The organism is Pseudoroseicyclus tamaricis, from assembly GCF_012070395.1.
Classification (GTDB): domain Bacteria; phylum Pseudomonadota; class Alphaproteobacteria; order Rhodobacterales; family Rhodobacteraceae; genus Pseudoroseicyclus_A; species Pseudoroseicyclus_A tamaricis.
The window spans coordinates 867,109-892,203 of sequence record NZ_JAAFYS010000001.1 but is presented as its reverse complement, the minus strand read 5'-3'; the positions used below and the strand labels follow the sequence as shown (position 1 = coordinate 892,203).

Annotated in this window: 20 protein-coding genes; 13 read left to right on the top strand and 7 right to left on the bottom strand. The window is 71.6% G+C overall.

What is annotated here, in order from left to right:
• Nucleotides 1–40 precede the first annotated feature (40 nt).
• Complete coding sequence (locus tag GY170_RS04065; RefSeq protein WP_163890179.1) at nucleotides 41–280, bottom strand: hypothetical protein; 240 nt, start codon at nucleotides 278–280, stop codon at nucleotides 41–43.
• Nucleotides 281–375: 95 nt separating this feature from the next.
• Between GY170_RS04065 and pepN the strand changes: the two genes are divergently transcribed.
• Nucleotides 376–2,922, top strand: a complete 2,547-nt coding sequence (gene pepN / locus GY170_RS04060; protein WP_163890177.1) for an aminopeptidase N — start codon at nucleotides 376–378, stop codon at nucleotides 2,920–2,922.
• Between the two features lie 82 nt (nucleotides 2,923–3,004).
• On the opposite strand, the gene GY170_RS04055 is transcribed toward pepN, so the two are convergent.
• On the bottom strand, nucleotides 3,005–3,790 hold the full coding sequence (locus tag GY170_RS04055; RefSeq protein WP_163890175.1) for a transglycosylase SLT domain-containing protein: 786 nt from the start codon (nucleotides 3,788–3,790) through the stop codon (nucleotides 3,005–3,007).
• Nucleotides 3,791–3,963: 173 nt separating this feature from the next.
• Between GY170_RS04055 and gatB the strand changes: the two genes are divergently transcribed.
• Together gatB and GY170_RS04045 are read left to right on the top strand one after the other, a co-directional pair.
• Nucleotides 3,964–5,478, top strand: a complete 1,515-nt coding sequence (gene gatB / locus GY170_RS04050; RefSeq protein ID WP_163890174.1) for an Asp-tRNA(Asn)/Glu-tRNA(Gln) amidotransferase subunit GatB — start codon at nucleotides 3,964–3,966, stop codon at nucleotides 5,476–5,478.
• A gap of 108 nt (nucleotides 5,479–5,586) precedes the next feature.
• Nucleotides 5,587–6,066 carry a DUF4177 domain-containing protein gene (locus GY170_RS04045; protein WP_203531154.1) on the top strand — a complete coding sequence of 160 codons (480 nt, stop codon included), beginning with the start codon at nucleotides 5,587–5,589 and terminating at the stop codon, nucleotides 6,064–6,066.
• A gap of 537 nt (nucleotides 6,067–6,603) precedes the next feature.
• Here the strand turns inward: GY170_RS04045 and GY170_RS04040 are convergent.
• The gene (locus tag GY170_RS04040) at nucleotides 6,604–7,761 is read right to left on the bottom strand and encodes a M20 aminoacylase family protein (protein ID WP_163890172.1); all 1,158 of its coding nucleotides are present in this window, start codon (nucleotides 7,759–7,761) and stop codon (nucleotides 6,604–6,606) included.
• Between the two features lie 79 nt (nucleotides 7,762–7,840).
• Nucleotides 7,841–9,307 carry a TrkH family potassium uptake protein gene (locus GY170_RS04035; RefSeq protein WP_163890170.1) on the bottom strand — a complete coding sequence of 489 codons (1,467 nt, stop codon included), beginning with the start codon at nucleotides 9,305–9,307 and terminating at the stop codon, nucleotides 7,841–7,843.
• Between the two features lie 992 nt (nucleotides 9,308–10,299).
• Between GY170_RS04035 and GY170_RS04030 the strand changes: the two genes are divergently transcribed.
• The 5 genes from GY170_RS04030 to GY170_RS04010 all read left to right on the top strand — a co-directional run bounded on the left by GY170_RS04030 (nucleotide 10,300) and on the right by GY170_RS04010 (nucleotide 14,426).
• The gene (locus GY170_RS04030) at nucleotides 10,300–10,653 is read left to right on the top strand and encodes a YbaN family protein (RefSeq protein ID WP_163890168.1); all 354 of its coding nucleotides are present in this window, start codon (nucleotides 10,300–10,302) and stop codon (nucleotides 10,651–10,653) included.
• 70 nt (nucleotides 10,654–10,723) lie between these two features.
• Entirely contained in the window at nucleotides 10,724–11,389 is a 666-nt protein-coding gene (locus tag GY170_RS04025) for a glutathione S-transferase family protein (RefSeq protein WP_203531153.1), read from the top strand.
• A 1-nt stretch (nucleotide 11,390) separates the two neighbouring features.
• Entirely contained in the window at nucleotides 11,391–12,764 is a 1,374-nt protein-coding gene (locus GY170_RS04020; RefSeq protein WP_163890166.1) for an L-serine ammonia-lyase, read from the top strand.
• Between the two features lie 179 nt (nucleotides 12,765–12,943).
• Nucleotides 12,944–13,396 carry a baeRF12 domain-containing protein gene (locus GY170_RS04015; RefSeq protein ID WP_163890164.1) on the top strand — a complete coding sequence of 151 codons (453 nt, stop codon included), beginning with the start codon at nucleotides 12,944–12,946 and terminating at the stop codon, nucleotides 13,394–13,396.
• Nucleotides 13,397–13,517: 121 nt separating this feature from the next.
• Nucleotides 13,518–14,426: a DMT family transporter gene (locus GY170_RS04010; RefSeq protein WP_163890162.1), complete on the top strand. Its 909-nt coding sequence runs from the start codon at nucleotides 13,518–13,520 to the stop codon at nucleotides 14,424–14,426.
• Here GY170_RS04010 and GY170_RS04005 read toward each other — a convergent pair.
• Nucleotides 14,374–15,051 carry a thiamine diphosphokinase gene (locus GY170_RS04005; RefSeq protein WP_235937789.1) on the bottom strand — a complete coding sequence of 226 codons (678 nt, stop codon included), beginning with the start codon at nucleotides 15,049–15,051 and terminating at the stop codon, nucleotides 14,374–14,376. The genes GY170_RS04010 and GY170_RS04005 overlap by 53 nt on opposite strands.
• 158 nt (nucleotides 15,052–15,209) lie before the next feature.
• On the opposite strand from GY170_RS04005, the gene GY170_RS04000 reads away from it, so the two are divergent.
• Entirely contained in the window at nucleotides 15,210–17,876 is a 2,667-nt protein-coding gene (locus GY170_RS04000) for a hypothetical protein (protein ID WP_163890160.1), read from the top strand.
• Nucleotides 17,877–18,055: 179 nt separating this feature from the next.
• Nucleotides 18,056–19,636: an ATP-binding cassette domain-containing protein gene (locus tag GY170_RS03995; protein WP_163890158.1), complete on the top strand. Its 1,581-nt coding sequence runs from the start codon at nucleotides 18,056–18,058 to the stop codon at nucleotides 19,634–19,636.
• Nucleotides 19,637–19,700: 64 nt separating this feature from the next.
• On the opposite strand, the gene GY170_RS03990 is transcribed toward GY170_RS03995, so the two are convergent.
• Complete coding sequence (locus GY170_RS03990) at nucleotides 19,701–20,222, bottom strand: D-galactarate dehydratase (protein WP_163890156.1); 522 nt, start codon at nucleotides 20,220–20,222, stop codon at nucleotides 19,701–19,703.
• Nucleotides 20,223–20,394: 172 nt separating this feature from the next.
• Between GY170_RS03990 and moaA the strand changes: the two genes are divergently transcribed.
• The 3 genes from moaA (at nucleotide 20,395) to GY170_RS03975 (ending at nucleotide 23,016) form a co-directional block, all read left to right on the top strand.
• Nucleotides 20,395–21,393, top strand: a complete 999-nt coding sequence (gene moaA / locus GY170_RS03985; RefSeq protein ID WP_163890154.1) for a GTP 3',8-cyclase MoaA — start codon at nucleotides 20,395–20,397, stop codon at nucleotides 21,391–21,393.
• The gene (locus tag GY170_RS03980; protein ID WP_163890152.1) at nucleotides 21,390–22,634 is read left to right on the top strand and encodes a 3-deoxy-D-manno-octulosonic acid transferase; all 1,245 of its coding nucleotides are present in this window, start codon (nucleotides 21,390–21,392) and stop codon (nucleotides 22,632–22,634) included. Before moaA ends, GY170_RS03980 begins: the two co-directional genes overlap by 4 nt.
• A gap of 133 nt (nucleotides 22,635–22,767) precedes the next feature.
• On the top strand, nucleotides 22,768–23,016 hold the full coding sequence (locus GY170_RS03975; RefSeq protein WP_163890150.1) for a hypothetical protein: 249 nt from the start codon (nucleotides 22,768–22,770) through the stop codon (nucleotides 23,014–23,016).
• Nucleotides 23,017–23,018: 2 nt separating this feature from the next.
• On the opposite strand, the gene GY170_RS03970 is transcribed toward GY170_RS03975, so the two are convergent.
• Nucleotides 23,019–25,043 (bottom strand): M3 family metallopeptidase, encoded by a 2,025-nt coding sequence (locus tag GY170_RS03970; protein WP_163890149.1) that lies wholly within the window; start codon nucleotides 25,041–25,043, stop codon nucleotides 23,019–23,021.
• Nucleotides 25,044–25,095 lie beyond the last annotated feature (52 nt).

Here is a 25,095-nt window from a genome sequence, read left to right as displayed (position 1 = left end):
GACAACCCCGCAGCTGACGGCCAGTTGCGCAGACAGCGCGTTACTCGTCCGTCCCTTCCAGGCCGACCGGCTCTTCGACGGCGCTTTCCGCCGGCTCGAGCTCACCCGAGAGCGAGTTCATCTGCTGATCCGCCCCCTCGGGATCGTCGCCGCGCATCACGGCGGTGACCGCCATGGCGATGCCCATGATAGCGCCGATCGCCACGGCGATGCCGATGCCGATGAGCGGGCCCTTGTGGCGCTTGGCAGATTCTTCGGTGTTGGTTTCGGAAGCGGACATTTGCACTCCTTCCGCGCTGACTATGTTGCGGCCCCTGCAGGGGGGATTTAGGGAAGAAGCTAGTTTTTCTCGCCCAGATGACAAGGCGGCAAGCCATGAGCGATACCGAGACCATCCACCTCGCCGACTACACGCCCCCGGGCTGGCTGGTGGAGCGCACGGAGCTGACCTTCCGCCTTCACCCGACGGCAACGCGCGTCATCTCCCGCCTGCGCTTCCGCCGCAATCCGCGCGCGCCGGAGCAGGCGTTCTTCCTCCACGGCGAGGATCTGACGCTGATCTCGGCGAGGATAGACGGGCAGGAGATCACCCCCGAGGTGACGGACAAGGGCCTGACCTGCGACGTCCCCGCCGGCGATTTCACCTTCGAGGCGGAGGTGGAGATCTCTCCGGAGGACAATACGCGGCTCGAGGGCCTCTACATGTCCGGCGGCATCTACTGCACCCAGTGCGAGGCCGAGGGCTTCCGCCGCATCACCTATTACCCCGACCGGCCCGACGTGATGGCGCCCTTCCACGTGCGCGTCGAAAGCGACATGCCGGTGCTGCTCTCCAACGGCAACAAGGCCGGCGAGGGCGAGGGCTGGGCGGAGTGGGACGATCCCTGGCCGAAGCCGGCCTACCTCTTCGCGCTGGTGGCGGGCGATCTGAAGGCGCATCCGGGCGCGTTCACCACCGCCTCCGGCAAGGACGTGGAGCTGAACATCTGGGTCCGCGAGGCCGATCTCGGCAAGTGCGACTTCGCCATGGAGGCGCTCATCAAGTCGATGCGCTGGGACGAGGAAAAGTACGGGCGCGAATACGACCTGGACATCTTCAACCTCGTCGCTGTGAGCGACTTCAACATGGGCGCGATGGAGAACAAGGGGTTGAACATCTTCAACTCCAAGCTCGTCCTCGCCTCCCCCGAGACGGCGACCGACGGCACCTACGAGCGGATCGAGGCGGTCATCGCCCACGAGTATTTCCACAACTGGACGGGCAACCGCATCACCTGCCGTGACTGGTTCCAGCTCTCGCTCAAGGAGGGGCTGACCGTCTTCCGCGATCAGCAGTTCACCTCCGACATGCGCTCCGCCCCCGTGAAGCGGATCGAGGATGCCGGGCTCATGCGCTCGCACCAGTTCCGCGAGGATGGCGGGCCGCTGGCGCACCCGGTGCGGCCGGAGAGCTTCGTCGAGATCAACAACTTCTACACCGTGACCGTCTACGAGAAGGGCGCCGAGGTGATCGGCATGCTCCACCGGCTCGTCGGGCCGGAGGCCTACCGCAAGGCGCTCGATCTCTACTTCGAGCGGCATGACGGCGAGGCGGCGACGGTGGAGGACTGGCTGCGCGTCTTCGAGGATTCGACGGGCCGCGATCTCAGCCAGTTCAAGCGCTGGTATTCCCAGGCCGGCACCCCGCGCCTGAACGTGGAGGAAAGTTTCAAGGACGGCACCTACACCCTGACGCTGGAGCAGCAGACGCCCCCCACCCCGGGGCAGGAGCGCAAGCTGCCCTTCCACATGCCGGTGGCCGTGGGCCTGCTCTCCCCCAACGGGGACGAGGCTGTGCCGACGCAGGTGCTGGAGCTGACGGAGCCGCGGCAGAGCTTCACCTTCGAGGGGCTGGGCGCGCGGCCCATCCTCTCCATCAATCGCGACTTCTCCGCCCCGGTGATCGTCACCCGCAAGACAACGGCGGCGGAGGAGGCCTTCCTCCTCGCCAGCGACACCGACCCGTTCAACCGCTGGGATGCCGGCCGCGCCCTCGCCCGCCGCACGCTGCAGCAGATGATGCACGAGGGCAGCTCGCCCTCGCATGTCTACCTCGGCGCCATCGGGCAGGTGCTGGCGGAACACGGGCTCGACCCGGCCTTGCGGGCCCGCCTCCTCGGCCTGCCGGGCGAGGACGAGCTGGCCGCCGACGAGGCCGCCGCCGGCCGCGCCGCCGACCCGGCCCGCATCCACAAGGCCCGCGAGTCGCTGAAGGATGCCGTAGCGCGGATGCATGTCGGCGCGCTGCAGCGCACCTACATGGAGGCGCAGACGGAGGGGCCCTACGCCCCCGATGCCGAGCAGTCGGGCAAGCGCCTGCTGGCCAATGCCGCCCTCTCGCTGCTGTCGCGCGGCGATGGCGGCGACACGGCCCGCGAGCAGTTCGCGCGGGCGGACAACATGACCCTCTCGCTCGGCGCGCTGCAGGCCCTCCTCTCCATCGGCTCCGGCGAGGCGGAGCTGGCGGCCTTCGAGGAGCGCTGGCGCGGCGACGAGCTGGTGATGGACATGTGGATGAGCCAGCAGGTGCAGCTCGCCGCGCCCGAGCGGGCGCTTGAGGTGACGCGCCGGCTGACGGAGCATCCGGCCTTCAACGCGAAGAACCCCAACCGCCTGCGCGCTGTCATCGGCGCCCTGCCGGCCAATGCCGCCGGATTCCATGACGCCAGCGGCGAGGGCTATGCCTTCCTCGCCGACTGGCTGATCCGCACAGACAAGGTGAACCCGCAGATCGCCGCCCGCCTCTCCACCGCCTTCCAGACGTGGAAGCGCTACGGGGAGCGGCGGCAGGAGATGATCCAGGCCCAGCTGGCGCGGGTGGCGGAGGCAGAGGGGCTGAGCCGCGACCTACGCGAGATGGTCGTGCGGATGCGGGCGAGCTAAGCGTCTTGCGGATGCGCTCGGCCTGAGGGAGGCGGATGCGCGCGGCCTGACCGGGGGGCGGAATTCGTGCCCCTCCCGGCGGTCAGTCGTTCATCGCCGTCGTGATCTCGCCCAGATGCGCCGGCCGGGCCAGCGGCCGGGCGGATTCCTCGGGGGCGAGGTGCACCTGGCAATAGCTCTGCCGGCTCGTCCATTCCGCCATCGCCGCCCGCTTGACCGAGCTGGTCATCGGCCCCCAGTCGGCCGCGACGCCCCGCCAGCGGCCGTCGTGCAGCGCCACGGCACCATCGCGCGGCACGGTGGTGGCGAGGATGCGGATGGCGCAGCTGAGGTTGTCCTCGGCATCCTTGAGCTCGCCGCCGGTTTCGGCCCGGCAGCCGTAGGAGCGCGCCGTCGGCGGGTAGATCTGCGTCAGGCCGAACCATTGCCCGCCGCCGCCCACGGCCGTCGGCCGGTGCGTGCTCTCGTACCACGCGAGGGCGGATAGGAGGCCGACCCAGAAGGCCTGCCGGTTCTCCTCGCTCGCCGTGGCATAGCCGGGGCACCACGTTCCGATGTCGCGGGGCAGCGTGTCGACCAGCGGCTCGCCGTGATCGTCCATCGCGGAGAGGGCGGCGCGCGTCCACATCGCCTGGGCGCTGCCGCCCCAGCGGGCGGCTGGCAGGAAGGGGTCGCGGGCCACGGGGCGGACGGTGGCGCCCGTCTGCACCGGCGGAATCCGCTCGATCCACTCCGGGCGGAGGGTCGGGCGCGCATCCGGTGCTTCGGCCAGCGCAGCCGGGGGCCAGGCTGGGGTGACCAGCTCGGCCCGGAGGGGCGTGGCGAGAAGGGCGGCGGCGAGCAGAGAGGCGACGCGCAGGGCAGACATGCCGGGCAAGATGGTGCGAGTCGCCCCCGGCTTCAACTGAAAAGCCGGCGAAATGAACAGCTTGGCGGCCAGGCGCCCACACGCGGAGGCAGATTCCCCTGCCCCACCCGAGGCTTGCGGGTCGGCGCTGCTTTGCCTATTCATCCGCATCCCGAACCGGACGAGGCCGCGCCATGCTGGATCTGACCTACGAATCCCCCAAGCCGAAGCTCATCTCCGGCGCCACCGGCGAGTGGGAGCTGGTGATCGGCATGGAGGTCCATGCCCAGGTCTCCACGAAGGCCAAGCTCTTCTCCGGCGCGTCGACGCAGTTCGGCGCCGAGCCCAACTCCAACGTCTCCTTCATCGATGCCGGCATGCCGGGGATGCTGCCGGTCATCAACGAGGGCTGCGTGGCGCAGGCGGTGCGAACCGGGCTGGGGCTGAAGGCCGCGATCAACCTGCACAGCGCCTTCGACCGTAAGAACTATTTCTACCCCGACCTGCCGCAGGGCTACCAGATCAGCCAGCTCTACCACCCCATCGTGGGCGAGGGCGAAGTGCTGGTGGAACTCGGCGACGGTAAGGCGCGCCTCGTGCGGATCGAGCGCATCCACCTCGAGCAGGATGCCGGCAAGTCGATCCACGACATGGACCCGTCCCTCTCCTTCGTCGATCTTAACCGCACCGGCGTCGCGCTGATGGAGATCATCTCCCGCCCCGACATCCGGGGGCCGGAGGAGGCGGCGGCCTATGTGCTGAAGCTTCGGCAGATCATGCGCTACCTCGGCACCTGCGACGGCAACATGCAGAACGGCAACCTGCGGGCGGACGTCAACGTCTCCGTCTGCCGGCCGGGCGACTACGAGCGTTACATGGAAAGCCAGGATTTCAGCCATCTCGGTACGCGCTGCGAGATCAAGAACATGAACTCCATGCGCTTCATCCAGCAGGCCATCGAATACGAGGCGCGCCGCCAGATCGCCCTCTTGGAGGACGGCAAGTCCGTCACGCAGGAGACCCGCCTCTTCGACGCCGAGAAGGGCGAGACCCGCTCCATGCGCTCCAAGGAAGAGGCGCATGACTACCGCTACTTCCCCGATCCCGACCTCTTGCCGCTGGAGATCGAGCAGGCCTGGGTGGACGATATCGAAGCCTCCCTCCCCGAGCTGCCGGATGCCAAGAAGGCCCGCTTCATCGCCGATTACGGACTGTCGGATTACGACGCCTCCGTCCTGACGGCGGAGCACGAGAGCGCAGCCTATTTCGAGGAGGTCGCCGCCGCCTCCGACGGCAAGCTGGCCGCCAACTGGGTGCTCAACGAGCTCTTCGGCCGCCTCAAGCGCGACGGCGACAAGGCGATCACGGAAAGCCCGATGACCCCGGCGCAGCTCGGCGGCATCATCGGGCTGATCGTGAAGGGCGACATCTCGGGCAAGATCGCCAAGGACCTCTTCGAGATCGTCTACACCGAGGGCGGCGATCCCTCCGTCATCGTCGAGGAGCGCGGCATGCGGCAGGTCACCGACACCGGGGCCATCGAGGCGGCGGTGGACGAGGTGATCGCGGCCAATCCCGCGCAGGTGGAGAAGGCCCGCGCCAATCCCAAGCTCGCCGGCTGGTTCGTCGGGCAGGTGATGAAGGCCACCGGCGGCAAGGCCAATCCCAAGGCGGTGAACGAGATCGTTTCCGCCAAGCTGGGCCTCTAGGCGCCGCCCCGCACGGGAGCGGGCGCCGGCGGGGGCCGCGCGCCCTCGCCGCTTGGCCTTGCAGGCGGCGCCTGCTAAGGCCGAAGGCGGGATTTTGGGATATCTGTCATGCTTTGTTACGAATACCGCGTCGTGCCGGCGCCGAAGAAGGGCACGAAGAGCAAGGGTGTGAAGTCGCCGGAGGCGCGCTTCGCCCATGTGCTGGAAGCCACAATGAACGAGCTGGGCGCCGAGGGGTGGGAATACCTGCGCACCGACACCCTGCCCAGCGAGGAGCGCTCGGGCCTCGCCGGCAAGACGGTGGTCTACCAGAACCTGCTGGTCTTCCGTCGTCCGCTCGCCGAGACGGCCGCCGAGCCCGCGCCGGCCCAGCCCGCGCCCGCCGAGACCACGGCCGCCCTCCCCGCCCCCGAACCGGCGGCGGAGCCGGAGCCGGAGGCGCCGACGGAGCCCTCTCCCCTCGCGCCCTACGGCCCCTCGCGCATCGAGCCTCCCGCGCCCGACCGCATCGGCGGCACCCTCACTCGCCCCGTCCTCGCCGCCCGCCGCGACGACGACGGCAAGGATCCGAAGCACGCAGCCGAATAGGCGGGGGGGGGGGGGGTCTTTCGTCCCGAAGCCAAGTCGCCCAGCCTTTCCTGCGTAACGCTCACGGGCGCAGGGCGAGTGGCTGCCCTTGGGGTGGCGCTCCGACGTTGCCGCTGCGCGCTTTATGCCAACCGCACACCTCCCAGCTCGCCGCTGAGCACCAAGCCCCACAAGAGCGCCAGCCCTCCGGGCGGACAGGCGCTCGCCCTGCCTTTGGCGCGCACCGGGCCGGGGTCTTAGCTCAACGGTCGCACCATGGCGGTCAGACGCAAGGCCCCCTCCCGCCCCCGGCGCACCGCGAGTCGTCCCGGGTCAAGGACGCCGCAGGCGCCGCCAGAGGCGGGCGAAGCTCCTTGACGCGGGGCGACTCGCCCTCACCATGGGCGAGGCCTGTTTTTAGGCAGACCTGCCAGCAAACGGCCTCTCAGCAGATGGAGCCCTCCTCTCAACCCTCCTCACGCTGGAGTCAGCGCGGACAGGGATACAGAGGGCGGGCGGGCGATTGCCGAAGGCGAGGCCGCCCCGCCCTCTCCCGCCTCAGCTCAACGGCAGCCGCTGCTCCACGATCTCCGCCCAGAAGGAGCAGCCCGCCGGGATCGCCTCGTCGTTGAAGTCGTAGCTCGGGTTGTGCACCGCCGCCGTGTCGCCGTTGCCGACGAGGATATAGGCGCCCGGCCGCTCCTCCAGCATGTAGGCGAAGTCCTCTCCGCCCATCACGAGGTCGGCCTCCGCGCAGTCCCCGGCCACCTTGCGGGCGGCCTCGCGGGCGTATTCCGTCTCCGTCTCGGCATTGACCATCACCGGGTAGCCGCGGATCCAGCGCACCCGCGCCTCGCCGCCGAAGCCCTCGCAGAGCGAGGCGGCCAGCGCCTTGATGCGGGTCTCGCCCAGCTCGCGCATTTCCGGCGCCAGCGTGCGGACGGTACCCTTCAGCGTCACCTTCGGCGGGATGACGTTGAACGCCTGGCTCGACGTCACGAAGGAGGTCACCGAGACCACGATCTGCTTCACCGGGTCGGCGTTGCGGGAGACGATGGTCTGCATCGCCAGCACGAGCTGCGCCGCCATCACCGTCGGGTCGACGCCCTCGTGCGGCTTGGCGGCGTGGCCGCCGCGGCCCACGACCTCGATCTCGAACTGGTCGGTGGAGGCGAAGAAGCCGCCGGGCCGGATCGCGAACTCGCCGACCGGGTGGCCCGGCCAGTTGTGCATCCCGTAGACCTCCTCGATGCCGAAGCGCTCCATCATGCCGTCCTCGCACATCTCCCGGCCACCGCCGCCGCCCTCCTCGGCGGGCTGGAAGATGACGGCGACGGTGCCGGCGAAGTTGCGCGTCTCGGCGAGGTACTTGGCGGCTCCCAGCAGCATGGCCGTATGGCCGTCATGGCCGCAGGCATGCATGGCGCCGGCGGTCTTGGAGGCATGGGGCACGCCCGTCTCCTCGGTGATCGGCAGCGCATCCATGTCGGCGCGCAGGCCGATGGTGCGCCCGGGCTCGCGGCCCTTGATGAGCGCGACGACGCCCGTCCGGCCGAGGCCCGTCACCACCTCGTCGCAGCCGAAGGCCTTGAGCTTCTCTTCCACCAGCGCCGAGGTGCGGTGCGTCTCGAAGAGGATCTCGGGGTGCTCGTGCAGATCGCGGCGCCATTCGGTGATCTCGGGGAGGAGCTCGGCAAATCGGTTGCGGATGGGCATGGGGGGACTCTCGGGCTGAGGAAGGATGCCACAATCTCGCGCCCCGCCGGGCGGACCGCAACCCCCGCCCGCACGCTCGTCAGTCGCGCCACATCCGCGTGGTGAAGACCGCCATCACGACGAGCATCTCCAGCCGGCCGAACCACATCGACAGGCTCAGGATCCACTTCGCCAGCGGGTTGAGCCCGCCGAAGTTCCCCGCCGGCCCGATCTCGTTGCCGAGGCCGGGGCCGATATTGGCCAGCGCCGTCGCGGCGCCGGAGACGGAGGTGATGAAGTCGAGCCCCGTCAGCGACAGGCAGACGGAGACGATGCCGACCGAGATGATGAAGGCCACGAAGAAGGCCATGACGGAGTTCAGCACGTCCTCGCTGACCGGCCGCCCGTCGTAGCGCGGCACGAAGACCCCGTGCGGGTTGTAGATCTTGCGGATCTGCGCGCCGATGGAGACGAGGAGGATCTGGTAGCGGAAGATCTTTACCGAGCAGGCGGTGGAGCCGGCGCAGCCGCCGATCAGCCCGATGAAGAAGAACAGCGTCACGCAGAAGCTGCCCCATGTCATGTAGTTGGCCGAGGCATAGCCCGTCCCCGACATGATGGAGACGACGTTGAACAGCGCCTCGCGGAACGCCACCTCCTCCACCCCGTGGACGAGGCGGAAGAGCGCCATGGTCACGAAGATCACGCAGACGGCGATGACGACGAGGAAGCCGCGCACCTGAGCATCGCGCACCAGCGGCAGCCCCTGCCCGCCGATGAGCTGCACGTAGCGCACGAAAGGCAGCGCCGCGAGGATCATGAACAGCGCCGAGACGTAATGCGCCCCGGCCCCGTAGGCGCCGAAGGAGGCGTCGGTGTTGGCGAAGCCCCCGGTGGAGACGGTGGTCATCGCGTGGACGATGGCATCGAAGGGGATCATCCCCGTCGCCATGTAGGACAGCGCACAGGCGAGGGTGAGGGCGACGTAGATGACAGAGATGGAGGAGGCGATCTCGGCCGCGCGGGGCAGGATCTTGCCCATGGTGTCGAAGGCCTCGGAGCGGAAGACCTGCATGCCGCCGACCTTCAGCTCGGGCAGGAAGACCATGGCGAAGACGATCACCCCGATGCCGCCGATCCATTGCAGGATGCCGCGCCAGAGCAGGATTCCCTCCGGCAGATCGTCGATGGGCCCGTGCACGGTGCCGCCGCCGAGGATGCTGGCGCCGGTGGTCGTCAGCCCCGACATGGATTCGAAGAAGGCATCGGTCAGCGTCATGTTGGGCAGGCCGATGAGGAAGGGCAGCGTCCCGAAGGCCGGCAGCGCCAGCCAGACGCCGGCGGACATCAGGAACGTCTGCCGGAGCGTCAGCCCCTCCTTGACCCCGTTGGACGAGGCCAGCGCCATCATGCCGCCGGTGAGGACGGTGACGACGCCGCTTTCGAGGAAGGTCGCCCACTGCCCGTTGCCCGCCACCACGTCGGCGACGAAGGGCCCGAACATTGTCAGCCCGAGCACCGCGACGAGAAGGCCGATGACATATCCGACGGGGCGCAGGTCGAGCATGGGCGGCAGCGTTGGCGCGCCCCTCGAGCGATGTCAATGAGACCGGCGCATCGCCGGCGCCGGGCGTAGCCGGGGGAGCGCAGGGCGTGGGTGGGGGGCGCCGGTGGTTGGAACGGGACGGCCTCGCTCACAGGCGTGGGCTGGCTGCGCCGCGATCCGGCGGCCCCCTGCCCTCCCGGCCGGGCCGTCGACCGGGTTTCAGCCCGGCACCCCTCTCCACCCGCGCCGCCGGTTTCAGTCGCAGCGCGTGGGACGAATTCAAACCGGTCGCCATCGTCGAGCAGGGGGAACACCGGTGAGACGATAGAGCACCCGGCACGTAGGGTGGGTTTCCAACCCACCTGCCGCGCTCCAACTCGCACTCCGATTGCAGGCGCAGGGCGAGCGCCTGCCCGTGGGATGGCGCTCCGACGGTCGAGCGGCGCGCTTTATGCCTGCCACACCCCTCCCCTCCCCGCCCCGAGCGACGCACCAAGCCCCACCGGAGCGCCAGCCCGCCGGGGCGGGCAGGCGCTCGCCCTGCGCCTTTGGCGCGTACCGGGCGTGGGCAGGAGCTTTGGACCGGTCGCTGTCATCGAGCCGGATGGGAACCGGTGGGACGATAGGGCACCCAGACCCGTCGGGTGAGTTTCCAACCCACCGCCCCCTTCTCCACCAGGCGCTCTCCTCTCAGGCGCAGGGCGAGCGCCGGCTCGTGGGGTGGCGCTCCGACGGTGCCGCTGCGAACTTTATGCCCGCCACACCCCTCCCCGACACGAGCGACGCACCAGGCCCCACCAGAGCGCCAGCCCGCGGGACGGACAGGCGCTCGCCCTGCGCCTTTGGCGCGTACCGGGCGGGGGGAGAAGCGGCGACGTCGGCCACGGTGGGTTGCAAACCCACCCTACGAGGGCACGGCGAGCCCACCGGCCGCCAGCTCTCAACACCACCCCCCACCCCTTGACGCCCGTCCCGGCCGGGGCCACTTCGGCCCGGCAGCGAGAGGGCGGGCGATGAAGCGGTGGGTCTATATCGGGCTCGGGTGGCTGATGATCTGCCTCGGCCTCGTCGGGATCGTCCTGCCCGGGCTGCCGACCACCGTCTTCCTCATCCTCGCAGCCTACTTCTTCGCCCGCTCCAGCCCGGCGCTCCATGCCCGGCTCCTCTCCCACGCCCGCTTCGGCCCGCCGATCCGCGAGTGGGAGGAGCGGGGCGCCATCCCGCGCCGGGCAAAGATCATCGCCTGCGCCAGCATGGCGGCGATCCTCGCGCTCAGCCTCATCCTCCGACTGCCGCTCTGGGTGATCCTCGTGCAGCTCGCCGGGATGGGCGCCGGTGCCGCCTTCATCCTCACGCGGCCCGACTGACGTCGCTTTCCGCTCCCGGCAGGTCTGTCTCCGCTTGGCGCCCCGCCCTCTCACCTGATCAACTGGCATCATGACCGAGCTCGTCCTCCATTACGCCCCCGACAACGCCTCGCTCTCCGTGCGCCTGGCGCTGGAGATGCAGGGGCGGCCCTACCGCACCCGCCTCGTCGACCGGAGGGCGCAGGCGCAGCGGGGGGCTGAGTACCTCACCCTGAACCCGATGGGCCTCATCCCGGTGCTGGAGACGCCCTCCGGCCCGCTCTTCGAGACCGCGGCCATCCTGCTCTGGCTCTCCGAGACCGGCGCGCCGCTCTTCCCGCCGCCGGGCGCCGCGGCGCGGGGCCCCGCGCTCACCTGGCTCTTCTGGCTCTCCAACACGATGCACACAGGCCTGCGCGCCCGCTTCTACCCCGGCCAGTTCCCATTCGCCTCGCCGGAGGAGACGGAGGCCCGGATGACGGCGCTTCTGGACATGGCCGAGGCGCATCTCGCCCCCCTCATGGCGGCCGAGGCGCCCGGCCTCCTCGATTGCTATCTCGCGCCGCAGCTGCGCTGGCTGCAGCTCTACCCGGGGCCGGGCTGGCCGCCCCTCTCCGGCTGGCCGAATCTGGAGGCGCTGGCGGCACGGATGGAGGCGCTGCCCGCCACCGCCCGCGTCGCCGAGGCGGAGGGGCTCGGCCCCCGCCCCTTCACGGCGCCGCAGCCCTGCCGGCCCAAGGAAGGAGCGGCGCTGTAAGATGTTTTTGTCCGTCTTCGAGATGTTCAAGGTCGGCGTCGGGCCCTCCTCGTCCCACACGATGGGGCCGATGGTGGCGGCCGCCCGCTTCCTCGATCACCTGCGTGCCCAGCCCTTCACCGTCTCCCGCCTGCGCGCGACGCTCCACGGCTCGCTCGCCTTCACCGGCATCGGCCATGCGACGGACCGGGCGACGATCCTCGGCCTCGCCGGCTTCACCCCCGGCACCTACGAGGCGGAGAAGGCCGAGGCGGCGCTCTCCTCCATCCGCGCCGACAAGGCGGTGGAGCCCGAGGGCCTGCCCCGCCTTGCCTTCGACCCCGAGGAGGACCTGCGCTTCGACTACGGCGCCCCCCTGCCCGGCCATGCCAACGGCATGGTCCTGCAGGGGCTGGACGCGCAGGGTGACGTGATCACCGAGGTCACCTATTACTCCGTCGGCGGCGGCTTCGTGCTGACGGCGGCGGAGCTGGCGGAGGGGCAGGACAAGGATAGCGGCCCGCCCGTCCCCTACCCCTTCAAGAGCGCCGCCGAGATGCTGGCGATGGCCGGGGACTCCGGCCTCTCCATCGCCGCCATGAAGCGCGCCAACGAGGAAAGCCGGATGAGCCGGGCGGAGCTGGAGGCGGGCATCTCCCGCCTCTGGTCCGTGATGGAGGCCTGCATGGAGCGGGGCCTCGCCTCGGGCGGAACCCTGCCCGGCGGGCTGAACGTCCGCCGCCGCGCCGCCGCCATCCACGAGGCGCTCAAGCGCGAGGCCGGGCAGAACCTCGCCCCGCCGCATATCATCAACGACTGGATCAGCGCCTACGCCATGGCGGTGAACGAGGAGAACGCCGCCGGCGGGCAGGTGGTCACGGCGCCGACGAACGGCGCCGCCGGCGTCGTGCCGGCGGTCATCAAATACTGGCTGACGCACGTGCCGCTCGCCCAGCCCTCGCGCCTGCCCGACTTCCTGCTGACCGCCGCCGCCATCGGCGGGCTGATCAAGTACAACGCCTCGATCTCCGGCGCCGAATGCGGCTGCCAGGCCGAGGTCGGCTCCGCCTCCGCCATGGCCGCCGCCGGGCTCTGCGCCGTGCTCGGCGGCACGCCCGAGCAGGTGGAGAATGCCGCCGAGATCGCGCTGGAGCATCACCTCGGCATGACCTGCGACCCGGTGAAAGGGCTCGTGCAGGTCCCTTGCATCGAGCGCAACGGCCTCGGCGCCATCAAGGCGATCTCCGCCGCCTCGCTTTCCCTGCGCGGCGACGGGCAGCATTTCGTGCCGCTGGACGCCGCGATCGAAACGATGCGGCAGACGGGCGGGGACATGAGCGAGAAGTACAAGGAGACCTCGCTGGGCGGGCTCGCGGTGAACGTGCCGAACTGCTGAAGGCCGGTTGTTCAGCGGAGCGCCTGCGGCGCATTCCATTAGTGCGTTGGGGGCTCTGCCCCCAAACCCCCGGGATTTTGAGGACCAAAGACGGGGGCTGGGGCAACGGAACGCGCCGTGGTCCGAGGGCGTTCTCTCTTTCGAAGGTCGCAAGACCGCGAAGAACGGAGGATTCACCCATGTCCGAACTGAAACTCACTCACGATATTTACGTGATGGTCGCCGACGGCGAGAAGGCGCTGCTCTTCCGCAACGAGGGCGACGAGGAACATCCGAACCTCCAGGTCGTCCGCGAATTCCATGAGGAGAACCCGCCGACGCGCGAGCAGGGCACCGACCGCCCGGGCCGGCTCAACGACGGGGGCGGGCGCGTCCAGAAGAGCGCCGTCGAGGATGCCGACTGGCACCGCATCGCCAAGGAACGCTTCGCCGACGAGATGGCCGAGCGGCTCTACAAGATGGCCCACAAGGGCGTCTACAAGAGCCTCGTGCTCGTCGCGCCGCCCGTCGTGCTGGGCGAGATGCGCCACAAGCTCCACAAGGAGGTGGAATCGAAGATCGTGGCCGAGATCCCGAAGACGCTCACGGGCCATCCCGTCGACCAGATCGAGAAGGTGCTGACGGCGGCCTGACCGGCGGCTCTCGCTGTCTTTTGAAGATGTTCGGGGGGCCGGGGGCTAGGGTATCGCCCGCCCCCCGGCCCCTCCCGCCCCGCCATGGACGCGCCGTGCCGCATTCGCTAGCGTCGCGCCCATGGCCACCGATCGTCCCCTCCTCGGCATCCTCCTGATGCTCGCCTTCTGCGTGCTCGCCCCCTTCGGCGACTCGCTGGCCAAGCTGCTGGGCACCAGCCTCTCCGTCGGCCAGCTCGTCACCATCCGCTTCGCCGTGCAGGCGGCGGTGCTGGTGCCGATGGTGCTGCTCACCGGCGGCACGCTGCTGCTCGGGCGGCGGGTGCTGCTGCTGACGGCGGTGCGCACGGCACTGCACGTGGCCGGCATCTCAGCGATGTTCACGGCCCTCCTCTACCTGCCGCTGGCGGATGCGGTGGCCATCGCCTTCGTCATGCCCTTCCTCATGCTGCTGCTCGGATGGGCCGTGCTGGGGGAGAGCGTCGGGCCGCACCGCCTCGGCGCCTGCGCCGTCGGCTTCGTCGGCACGCTCCTCGTCCTGCAGCCGAACCTGAGGGAGGCGGGGGTGGTCGCTCTCCTGCCGCTGGGGGTCGCGGTGATCTTCGCGCTCTTCATGCTGGCGACCCGCGCCGTCGCGCGGGAGGTCGGACCGGTGACGCTTCAGGCGGTCAGCGGGGCGATGGCCAGTGTCGTGCTCTTGCCGCTGGCACTAATCTTCGCCGGCTCCCCCGGGGCCTTCGCCTGGGCCCCGCAGGACCTCACCGGCTGGGGGCTGATCCTGGCGCTGGGGCTGACGGGGACCGCCGCCCACCTGATGATGACCGCCTCACTGCGCTTCGCGCCGGCGGCGACCCTCGCCCCGATGCAATACCTGGAGATCCCCTTCGCCACGCTCATCGGCTGGGCGATCTTCGCCGATCTGCCGGGGCCCATGGCCTCCGCAGGCATCGCGCTGACGATCGGCGCCGGGCTCTACATCATCGGGCGGGAGCGGCGGACGGCCAGGCTGGCGACGCCGGCAGTGCCCTGACCAGACCCTCCAGCGCCACCTGGGGCAGGATCAGCAGCATCGCCGGCCGATCGGGCTTGAGCCAGACCGGGCCGGTGACGGCATTCGACGTGCCGATCCGCCCGCCGATGGCGAAGTCGAGCCCCGCCGTCGGCCAGAGCAGACCATCGCTCTCACAGCGGCAGGGGGCGAGCGGGAAGAGCGACAGCTCGGAGCCCTCGGGCAGGTCCATCCGCAGCTCCGGCGGGCAGAGGCAGGCGAGGTACTCCTCGCCCAGAAGTACGCAGGGCCGGTCCGGTCGCGCGGCGAGGACGGAGAGCGCCGCCAGCTCGTGATCGAGCCGCCCGCCGCGCATCCCCAGCGCGAGCACCAGCGGCGCCTCGATGTGGCGCAGGGCCTTGTCGAAGTCGGTCGTCTCCTGCTCGGAGACCTCGATCAGCCGGTCCGACAGCACCTCGCGGGCGCCGGGCGAGATGGAATCCATGTCGCCGATCACCGCCTCCGGCCGGTGCCCCGCGGCGAGCAGCCGGTCGGCCCCGCCATCGGCCGCGACGAGCCGCGGCGCCAGCCGCAGCGCCGCCGCCAGCGCCGTCCCCGACACCGGGCCGCCGCCCACGAGCGTGACCGGTGCGCTGCTGACAATCACTCCGGAGCCTGCCACAATATTCCCGTATTCGCCGCCGACTGCCCCGAAAAGGTCCCGAAATCCGCCATGGGGGACCTACTTCGTGGCCCTGTATGGCGTGTCAAGGACGCCCGGAACAGGCCTCCTGTACCGAGAGGCAATCAGAAGCGAGTGACGACATGGTCGGGTCCAGCAAGATCCTCACCGTCTCATACGGGACATTCAGCTGCACCCTGGAAGGGTTCGACGATTCCTTCGGCACGATGAAGGCCATCGCGGAGTACTTCCGCGACCTCGCCGCCGATGACCGCTACTTCGGCGCCGAGCCCGCCACGCCCGATGCCGACATGCTCGCCCGCATCGCCGAGCGCGAGATCGCGCGGAGGGTGGAGGCGCGCACCGAGGAGGGCGGCATCGTCCTGCGCGCGGCGCAGCTCGCCGCGCCCGCTGCGGTGCCTCAGGCGGAGGAAGAGCCGGAGGCGGAGACTGCCGAGCCCGAGGTGAAGGCCGAGTCCCCCGTCGAGGAGCCGGCGGAGGAGGCCACGCCCGCCATGCCGCCGAGCCCGGGCCAGCTGCGGAACGCCGGTGGCGGCAACGTCGCCGACAAGCTCGCTCGCATTCGCGCCGTCGTCGGCAGCGGCGCCGCTACCGCAGCCGGCGAGGCCGTCGGGCAGCCGGAAGAGGCGGAGCTGGCCGAGGTCGAAGAGGAGACGGTGCCGGCCGAAGACGCCCGGGACTGGTCGGCGGAGGATGTCTCCGCTGACGAAGGGATGGACGATGCGCCCGAGACCCCTGCCCCCGCCGAGGCGGAACCGGCGCTCGAAGAGACGCCCGAGCCCGAGGCTCCGGCCGTCTCTCAGGACGAGACCGCTCCCACTGAGGCCCTCTCCGCGGACAGCGCGCTGGTCGGCGCGTCCGACCCGGCGCTGGCCGACGAGGTCGCGCTCCTGCTCGACGTGTCCGAGGGGGAGGACGCCCCCGACGCGGTGGTGGCTGACGAGGCACCCGCGGAAGAGGTCGCGCCCGAGCAAGATGTGACGGCCGACGACCTGCCCGAGGAGGCTCTGGCCGACGAGGAGCTGGCCGATCTCGAGGCTCAGCTCGCCGCCGGTGACGCGGAGCAGGCCGGCGCAGAGGTGCCCGAAGTCGAGGAGACGCCTTCGCAGGAACTGGCGATGCCCTACGACACCATCGCCGGCGAGGCCGATTACGACCATGCCCCGGCGCCCGTCGAGCAGGGCCCGTTCGAGGCGACCACCGAGCCCTCGGCCCCCGAAGCGCCGGAAACGGCGCCCGAGCCGGGTGCCGAGGCGCCCGCCGATCAGGTCGGCCCCGCCCTGCCGGAGAGTGAGCCTGTCGGCGCCGAGGAAACCGATTCGCCATACGTCGGCACGCTTTCCGACACCGACGAGGCGGCCCTCCTCGCCGAGCTGGCAGCTCTGGAAGCCGAGCTTGGGGCGGACGCCGACCTCGACGCCGCGATGGCCGAGGCGGCCGGCGAGGCGGCGGAGTCGGCCCCCGCCCCCCTGCCCGAGCCCACCGCCTTCCGCACTGCGCCCGAGCCGGAGCCGGAGGCAACCGACAGCTCCTCGCCCGACATCGACGAGCTGGCCGCCGCCGAGGCGGAGCTGCAGGACTGGGCGCAGGACGAAGCCGCCCCCGCGCGCGCCCAGTCGTCGCAGATCGCCACCCCGACATCGGCCGACGAGGCCTGGGAGGCCGAGCTGGACGCCGCGCTGGCGGAGGAATTCGGGGAGGCTCCCGAGCCGGCCGCCGAGGCCGCTCCGGAGGTTGAGGACGAGTCCACCGAGGCGCCGTCTGATGACGTGATGGCCGAAGACGCCCCCGCCGACGCGCCGGTTTCCGAGAACATCCCGGAGGACGACCTCTCCGACAACGAGGACGATGCCGACGCCTGGCCCACCCCGGCGCAAGGCTGGGATGGCGAGGAGAGCGCCGACGACGGCGAGTCCCTCTTCTCCGGTGCCGAGGAGGCCGAGCCGGCCCCCGCCCTCCACTCCGAGGCGGACGACGAGGCCTGGGGCAGCGAGAACGACGAGGACGACGCCCCCGCCACAGCCGAGCGCGACGATCCCCTCGGCCAGGACCGCCCCGCATGGGACGACCCCCGCCCCTTCTCCAACGCGCCGGAGGCCGATGGCGCCGGGCTCGACCGCATCCTGTCGCGCACCGAGGACCAGCTGGCGGAGCCGGGCAACTCGCGCCGCCGCGCCGCCATCGCGCAGCTCAAGGCCGCCGTCGCCGCCACCGAGGCCGCCCGCCGGCTCGGCGAGGGGGATGGGCGTGAGGGCAAGCTCGCCGCCTTCCGCGACGATCTCGACCAGGTGGTGCGCCCGCGCCGCCCCGTCCGCGCCGACCAGCCGTCGGAGCGGCCGCGCACCGCGCCCCTGAAGCTCGTCGCCTCGCAGCGGGTCGACACCGCGGAGAGCCGGGGCACGGCCGAGGCCAGCCCCGCCGCCCCGGTGCGCCCGCGCCGTGTCATGCCGGGGGAGAGCGTCGAGCCGCCCCGCCCCGCGCCGCAGCCGCAGGAGGCCGAGGCGGAGGAGAGCTTCCCCGCCTATGCCGCCGAGGCCGGCGCCGAATCGCTCTCCGACCTCCTGGAGGCCGCCGCCGCCTACACGGCGCAGATCGAGGGAGCGGAGGATTTCTCCCGGCCCCAGCTGATGCGCCTCGTCGGCGAGGCGGCGCCCGAGGGCTTCTCCCGCGAGGAGGGGCTGCGCAGCTTCGGCACCCTGCTCCGGCAGGGGCGGATCGTGAAGGTCCGCTCCGGCCGCTTCGCCCTCTCCGGCACCAGCCGCTTTCACCCGGAGCGGCGGGCGGGCTGACCGCCCTTCCCCTTAAAGACCCCGAAGGGCCGGCCCCAGCGCCGGCCCTTTTCACGGCCGGGCGCCTTGATTTTCAGGCCCCCGGGCGGCATCTCTGCCCCTCACGCAAGGCATGGAGGCCAAGATGGAGTTCACCCGACCGATCGTCGCCCTTTTCGCAACGACCGCACCGGTGACCCATGCCTGCCTTCCTCACGCTCTCCAACATCCGCCTCGCCACGCCTGACGGCGAGACGCTCCTCTCGGGCCTCTCCCTCTCCTTCGGTGCCGAGCGCACCGGCCTCGTCGGCCCCAACGGCGCCGGCAAGTCGACGCTGCTCGCCGTGATGGCTGGCGCCGCGCCGGCGGCCGGGCGCATCACGCGCAGCGGCCGCATCGGGCGGCTCCGGCAGAGCTGGCCCGACGAGAGCCTCCCCCTCGCCGAGGCGCTCGGCGTCGCCGCCCCGCTCTCCCGGCTGGAGCGGATCGAGGCGGGCGCCGGCAGCGAAGCCGACTTCGCCGAGGCGGACTGGCACCTGCCCGCCCGACTCTCCGCCGCCCTCGCCTCCGCCGGGCTGGAGAAGGCGATGCTGCCCCACCCGCTCCGCGAGCTGTCCGGCGGCGAGCGCACCCGCGCCGGCATCGCGCGGCTGCACCTCGACCAGCCGGACCTGCTGCTGCTCGACGAGCCGACCAACAACCTCGACAGCGCCGGCCGCGACCTCGTGGCGCAGCTGGTGGCGGGCTGGCCCGGCGGCGTGGTGCTCGCCAGCCACGACCGCGCCCTGCTCGCCGGGGTGGACCGCATCCTCGAGCTGTCGCCCGCCGGTTGCACGCTCTTCGGCGGCGGCTGGCCAGCCTTCGCCGAGGCGCAGGGCGCCCGCCGCGCCCGCGAGGCGGCTGCGCTGGACGAGGCGGAGCGCGCGCTTCGCCAGACACGCGCCGCGGCGCAGGCGCGGGCGGAGCGGCAGGCGCGGCGCGATAAGGCCGGCCGCGCCAGCCGGGCCAAGGGAGATCAGCCGAAGATCCTGCTCGATGCCCGCAAGGAGCGGGCGGAGGCCACAGGCGGCGCCGGCCGCTCCCTCGCCGCCCGGCAGGAGGCGGCGGCGCAGGAGGCGCGGGACAGGGCCGCCGCCCGCATCGCCCGGCGCCCGCCGCTCGCCATCACGGCGGAAGCGGGCGAGGCGCATGGCACGGTGCTCTCGCTGCGGGAGGTGGCGCTCCGCCGCGGCGACTTCGCGCTCGGCCCCCTGTCGCTGGAGATGCGCGCCGGCGAGCACGTGGCGCTGGAGGGGGCGAACGGCGCCGGCAAGTCCACCCTCCTCGCCCTCGTCCGCGGCGCGCTGGAGCCGGAGGCGGGGGAGCTGCGCCGCCCGCCCGCCCTCGCCGTGCTCGACCAGCATGTCGCCGGGTTACGGCAGGAGGAGACGCTGCTCGGCGCGGTCCGCCGCCTGCTGCCGGGGCTGGAGGTGGAGGCAGCTCATGCCCTCCTCGCCCGTTTCGCCTTCCGCAACGTGGCGGCGGAGAAGCCGGTCTCGGCGCTCAGCGGCGGGGAGCGGCTGCGTCTCGGCCTCGCCCTCGCGCTCGGCGGGCCGACGGCGCCGCAGCTCATGATCCTCGACGAGCCGACGAACCATCTCGATATCGAGGCGGTGGAGATGCTCGAGGAGACGCTGGCGGAGTACCCGGGCGCGCTCTTGGTCGCCAGCCACGACAGCGCCTTCCTGGAGGCGATCGGGATCGACCGGTGGCTGCGGATGGATGAGGGGCGGCTGGCCTAATCGGGCCGCGCCGAGGGGGCTGGCGTTTCGGCCGGGTGGAAGCCCCGGCCAATCAGGCCGCGATTCAGGCGGGGGCGCCGCCCGGCAATTCGTAGATCACCAGCTCCGGCAGCTCGGTGAAGGGCACCTCCAGAAGGCGCATCGCCGGCAGGGAGACTTCCGCCCCCGCGCCCGGCTCACCGCCGGAGGGGCGCAGCTCGAGGCTGATCGTCTTGCCGGTGGAGGCCACCTCGACTCGGCCCCATGTCAGCTCGGTCACGTAGCCGGTCTCGATCCAGATGCCCGGGTCGGCGGCATCGCCGAGGGAGCCGATGGCGGTGCCGAGGCGCACCTCCTCCGCCGCGGGCGGCTCGGCGAGGGCGGCGGCTCTGTCCTCCTCGGAGGTGGTGTCGAACTCCTCCGCCGTGGTCGCCGTCTGGGGCGGCGGCGGCGGCGGCGTGGGGTTGAGCGTCGGTGCCGGGGCGGGCTGGGCCGCCTCCTGCGCAGGAGTGTCCGCGGCGGTGCCGGCGGGGGCGAAGAAGCCGTCGATCTGCGCCTGGGTGCAGGCGGCGAGCGGCAGGAGGGCGAGAAGCAGGGCACGTGTCATGGGCCAGAGCCTAGGCGGCGCCCGCGCGCGGCGCAATGGTATGCGCACGCGCCGAGCGGCATGTTGTTCGGGCCGGCTGGAGGCCCCCCCCGCGCCGGTTCCCCGCTCCTGCCAACGTGATGGGCCGGCCGCTGCGCTTGCTTGTCCCTGCCCGCGCCCCTAGGTTCCGTCCATGGTGCTGACTGACCCCTTCCAGCGGGACATCCGCTACTTGCGTGTCTCCGTGACCGATCGCTGCGACTTTCGCTGCGTCTACTGCATGTCCGAGCACATGGAGTTCCTCCCCAAGAAGGAGCTCCTGACGCTGGAGGAGCTGGACCGCCTGTGCTCGGCCTTCATCCGCCTCGGCGTCGAGAAGCTGCGCATCACCGGCGGCGAGCCGCTCGTGCGGCGCGGCATCATGACCTTCTTCGAGGCGATGGGCCGGCACCTGAAATCCGGCGCGCTGAAGGAGCTGACGCTCACCACCAACGGCTCCCAGCTGTCCCGCTTCGCCGACCAGCTGGCGGCGGCGGGCGTGCGGCGCGTGAACGTCTCGCTCGACACGCTCGACGAGGGCAAGTTCAAGCAGGTGACCCGCTGGGGCCGCCTGCCGCAGGTGATGGAGGGGCTGCGCGCCGCCAAGGAGGCGGGGCTGCAGGTGAAGATCAACACCGTGGCGCTCAAGGGCTTCAACGACGGCGAGCTTTTCGACCTCGTCGAATGGTGCGCCTCCGAGGGGCATGACCTGACGTTCATCGAGGTCATGCCGATGGGCGACATCGGCAACGAGGATCGCCTCGGCCAGTACTGGCCGCTGAGCGACCTGCGGGCCCAGCTCGCGCAGCGCTACCACCTCGACGGGCTGGCGGAGAGCACCGGCGGCCCTGCGCGCTACGTGCGGCTGGAGGAGACGGGGCAGAAGATCGGCTTCATCACACCGCTGACCCACAACTTCTGCGAGAGCTGCAACCGCGTGCGCATCACCTGCACGGGCGAGATCTACACCTGCCTCGGGCAGGAGGGCCATTCGGACCTGCGCGGCCCGCTGCGCGCCTCGGAGGCCGATGCGCCGCTCGAAGAGGCGATCCGCGCGGCCATCGCGCTCAAGCCCAAGGGCCATGACTTCGATTACTCCCGGCAGGATGTGGCCGGCCGCGTCAGCCGGCACATGAGCCACACCGGGGGATGAACCCGCCCGCGGGCACCCCTCTCCTCACCGCCTATTGCACCGCCGCCAACCTCGCGGCGCCGCTCCTGCTGCGCAGCGTGGCGCGGGGGCTGGCGCGCGCCGGCGTGCCGGGCGAGCGCATCGCCGAGCGGGACGGCCGGGCGAGCCTGCCCCGGCCGGAGGGCCGGCTGGTGTGGCTGCACGGCGCCTCGGTCGGTGAGGGGCTGTCGCTGCTGCCCTTGGCGTCGGAGCTGCGGCGGCGGGGCTCGGGCGTGATGCTGACAACGGGGACGGCGGCGGCGGCAGAGATCCTGCCGGCGCGGCTGCCGGAGGGGGCGCTGCACCAGTTCGCGCCGCTGGACGCGGCGGGGCCGCTGCGTCGCTTCCTCGGCCACTGGCGGCCGGACGCGGTGGCCTTCGCCGAAAGCGAGATCTGGCCGCAAACGATCCTGCGCCTCTCGGCGCGGGGCGTCCCGCTGGCGCTGGTCAACGCGCGCCTCTCGGCGCGCTCGGCTGCGCGCTGGCAGGGGCGGGCGACAAGCGCGGCGCGGCTCTTCTCGGCCTTCGGCCTCGTCGCCGCGCAGGGCCCGCAGAACGCCGCGCGCCTGACGGCGCTCGGCGCGGCCGCCGTCTTCGACGGCGGCGATGCCAAGGCGGCGGCTCCGCCGCCGCCGGCCGATGAGGGCGAGTTGGCGGCGCTGCGCGCCGCTTTGGGAGAGCGGCCCGTCTGGGCCGCCATCTCCACCCATCCCGGCGAGGAGGAGCTGGTGCTGAGGGCGCATGAGGCGGTGCGGGCTGAGCGGCCCGACGCCCTGCTCCTGCTGGTGCCCCGGCATGTGGAGCGGGCCGGCCCCGTCGCCGCCCTTGCCGGCGGGCCGCCCCGCCGCTCCGCCGGGGAGAGGCCGGCGGGGCCCGTATACCTCGCCGACAGCTTCGGGGAGACCGGGCTCTGGATGCGGCTCGCCGGGGCGGTGTTCCTCGGCGGCTCGCTGGTGCCCGTCGGCGGCCACAACCCGTGGGAGCCGGCGCGCCTCTCCCGCCCGCTCCTCCACGGCCGCCACGTGGAGAGCGCCGCCCCCGCCTACGCCGCCCTCACCCGCGCCGGCGCGGCGCGGGAGGTGACGGCGGAGAGCCTCGGCGCCGCGGTGCTGGCGGCCCTGCGCGGCGACGGCCCGGATGGCGCGGCCGGGGCCGAGGTGGCCGAGGTGGAGGCGGAACGCTTCCGCGCGGCGCTGGACCGGGTGGCGGGGTTCCTCGCCTGAGCCTGCCAGTTGCGCACCGTCAGCCCGCAGCGCGGGCAGGCGGGGTGGGGGCGTGGGAGCGTGACCAGGCCGCGGGCAGGGGAACGGAGCGGCGCCCGGCGGCGTTGCGCCTGTGATCAAGGAGGGAGAGACGATGAGCGTGACACCAGAGAGCCTCGAGGGCCGCATCCTCGCCCAGCGCAAGCTGCTTGCCCGGATCGTGGCGACGCTCAACGACCCCGATCTCGACGCCTTCCTCGACCAGCGCGACCATGTCGAGCTGTCCTCGGAAGACCCCGGCGCCGTGCCCGACGATGCCTTCTCCATCGAGCAGTCGGTGGCGGACGAGCTGAAGCTCATCCGCCGTCTCGCCGACGACGTCCGCGCCGCCCGCGAGGGCTGAGCCTACTCGGCGGCGACCAGCCCCCGGCCCTTGAGCAGCGGCTCCACCCCCGGCATCCGGCCGCGGAAGCGGGTGTAGAGCTCGGCCGGGTCCTCGCTGCCGCCCTTCGAGAGGATGTTCTCCTCAAGGCTCTTCGCCAGCGCCGGGTCGAACGCATCGCCCGCCTCCTCGAAGGCGGCGAAGGCGTCGGCGTCCATCACCTCGGACCACATGTAGCTGTAGTAGCCGGCCGAGTAGCCGTCGCCCGAGAAGATGTGCGCGAAGTGCGGCGTCGCGTGGCGCATGACCATGGCGCGGGGCATGCCGATCTCCTCCAGCACCTCGGCCTGCCGCTGCATCGGGTCCGCCGGGGCGGGGCCGTCGTGGAAGGCGAGGTCGACGAGGGCGGAGGCCACATATTCTACCGTCGAGAAGCCCATGTCGTAGGTCGCCGCCGCCAGCACCCGGTCGCGCAGCTCGGCCGGCATCGGCTCTCCCGTCTCGGCATGGGTGGCGAACTCGTCCAGCACGCCCGGCACCTCCAGCCAGTGCTCGTAGAGCTGGCTCGGCAGCTCGACGAAATCGCGGGCGACGGAGGTGCCGGAGATGCTTTCGTAGGTGACGTCGGAGAGCATCTGGTGCAGCGCGTGACCGAACTCGTGGAAGAGGGTGCGCGCGTCGTCCCATGAGAGCAGCGCCGGCTGGCCCTTGGGCGGCTTGGCGAAGTTGCACACGTTGAGGACGATGGGCGTCCCCTCCCCCTCGAGCCGCTGCTGCTGGCGCATCGCCGTGCACCAGGCGCCGGAGCGCTTGGAACCGCGGGCGAAGTAATCGCCGATGAAGAGCGCGACATGGCGGCCGTCGCGGGTCACCTCCCACATGCGCACGTCGGGGTGGTAGAGCGGGCCCTCGGCCGGTGCGAACTCCAACCCGAAGAGGCGATGGGCGACGGCGAAGGCGGCCTCGATCATGCGATCGAGCTGGAAGTAGGGCTTGAGCGCGCTCTCGTCGAGATCGTGCTCCGCGACGCGGCGCTTCTCGGAGTAATAGTGCCAGTCCCACGGCTCCAGCGGGCCCTCGTGGCCGTCGGCGTGGAGCATGTTCTCCAGCACGATGGCATCGGTCATGGCGGCGGCGCGGGCGGGAGCCCAGACCTGCATGAGCAGGTCGCGCACCGCCTCGGGGGTGCCGGCCATCTCCGGCTCCAGTTTCCAGTGGGCAAAGCTGGCGTGGCCGAGGAGCCTTGCCCGCTCCTCGCGCATCGCCAGCGTCTCGGCCGCGAGGGAGCGGTTGTCCGTCTCGCCGCCCCGCGCCCCGCGGGAGACCCAGGCCTCATGGGCGCGGCGGCGCAGCTCGCGGTTGTCGCAGAACTGCAGGAAGGGCGTGATGAGCGAGCGCGAGGTGGTGACGACGGGGCCGGTGCCGGCCTCCTCCCCCGCTGCCGTGGCGGCGCTCTGCACGAAGGACGGCAGCTTGGCGAAGTCCTCCGGCGGGATCTCCATCGACCAGCTGCGCTCGTCGGCGAGCAGGTTCTGGGTGAACTGGGTGCCAAGGACGGAGAGGCGCGACTTCAGCTCCGTCATCCGCTCCGCCTCCGCGCCCTCCAGCTGGGCGCCGGCGCGCACGAAGGAGCGGCGGGTCAGCAGGAGCACCCGCTCCTGCTCGGGCGTGAGGCCGAGCGTGTCCTTCTGAGCCCAGAGGCTGTCGATGCGCTCGAAGAGCGGCCGGTTGGTGATGATCTGCGAGGAATAGGCGGAGAGCTTGGGCGCGAACTCGCGCTGCAGGGCCTCGCGGGCCGGCGTCGAGTCGGCCCCGGCGACACCGTAGAAGGCGCCGAGGATGCCGCCGAGCTCCGCCTCGTTCAGCTCCATCGCCTCGATGGTATTGGCGAAGGTCGGCGGCTCGGGGTTGGCCGCGATGGCCTCGATGCCGGAGCGGGCCCGGGCGAGGGCCTCGTCGACGGCCGGGGCCCAGTCGTCATCGGTGATGGCGTCGAAGGGCGGCAGGCCGAAGGGCGTCTCCCAGGGCTGCAGAAGCGGGTTGGTCATCGCGGAGCCTCCTTGAGCGGGTTGAAACAGGAGGTATTGGGCGCGGGGGGCC

Excerpts from the sequence above, each read along its gene's own strand:
- GY170_RS04065 (WP_163890179.1), bottom strand. The coding sequence starts at position 280 with ATGTCCGCTTCCGAAACCAACACCGAAGAATCTGCCAAGCGCCACAAG.
- pepN (WP_163890177.1), top strand. The coding sequence starts at position 376 with ATGAGCGATACCGAGACCATCCACCTCGCCGACTACACGCCCCCGGGC.
- GY170_RS04055 (WP_163890175.1), bottom strand. The coding sequence starts at position 3,790 with ATGTCTGCCCTGCGCGTCGCCTCTCTGCTCGCCGCCGCCCTTCTCGCC.
- gatB (WP_163890174.1), top strand. The coding sequence starts at position 3,964 with ATGCTGGATCTGACCTACGAATCCCCCAAGCCGAAGCTCATCTCCGGC.
- GY170_RS04045 (WP_203531154.1), top strand. The coding sequence starts at position 5,587 with ATGCTTTGTTACGAATACCGCGTCGTGCCGGCGCCGAAGAAGGGCACG.
- GY170_RS04040 (WP_163890172.1), bottom strand. The coding sequence starts at position 7,761 with ATGCCCATCCGCAACCGATTTGCCGAGCTCCTCCCCGAGATCACCGAA.
- GY170_RS04035 (WP_163890170.1), bottom strand. The coding sequence starts at position 9,307 with ATGCTCGACCTGCGCCCCGTCGGATATGTCATCGGCCTTCTCGTCGCG.
- GY170_RS04030 (WP_163890168.1), top strand. The coding sequence starts at position 10,300 with ATGAAGCGGTGGGTCTATATCGGGCTCGGGTGGCTGATGATCTGCCTC.
- GY170_RS04025 (WP_203531153.1), top strand. The coding sequence starts at position 10,724 with ATGACCGAGCTCGTCCTCCATTACGCCCCCGACAACGCCTCGCTCTCC.
- GY170_RS04020 (WP_163890166.1), top strand. The coding sequence starts at position 11,391 with ATGTTTTTGTCCGTCTTCGAGATGTTCAAGGTCGGCGTCGGGCCCTCC.
- GY170_RS04015 (WP_163890164.1), top strand. The coding sequence starts at position 12,944 with ATGTCCGAACTGAAACTCACTCACGATATTTACGTGATGGTCGCCGAC.
- GY170_RS04010 (WP_163890162.1), top strand. The coding sequence starts at position 13,518 with ATGGCCACCGATCGTCCCCTCCTCGGCATCCTCCTGATGCTCGCCTTC.
- GY170_RS04000 (WP_163890160.1), top strand. The coding sequence starts at position 15,210 with ATGGTCGGGTCCAGCAAGATCCTCACCGTCTCATACGGGACATTCAGC.
- GY170_RS03995 (WP_163890158.1), top strand. The coding sequence starts at position 18,056 with ATGCCTGCCTTCCTCACGCTCTCCAACATCCGCCTCGCCACGCCTGAC.
- GY170_RS03990 (WP_163890156.1), bottom strand. The coding sequence starts at position 20,222 with ATGACACGTGCCCTGCTTCTCGCCCTCCTGCCGCTCGCCGCCTGCACC.
- moaA (WP_163890154.1), top strand. The coding sequence starts at position 20,395 with ATGGTGCTGACTGACCCCTTCCAGCGGGACATCCGCTACTTGCGTGTC.
- GY170_RS03980 (WP_163890152.1), top strand. The coding sequence starts at position 21,390 with ATGAACCCGCCCGCGGGCACCCCTCTCCTCACCGCCTATTGCACCGCC.
- GY170_RS03975 (WP_163890150.1), top strand. The coding sequence starts at position 22,768 with ATGAGCGTGACACCAGAGAGCCTCGAGGGCCGCATCCTCGCCCAGCGC.
- GY170_RS03970 (WP_163890149.1), bottom strand. The coding sequence starts at position 25,043 with ATGACCAACCCGCTTCTGCAGCCCTGGGAGACGCCCTTCGGCCTGCCG.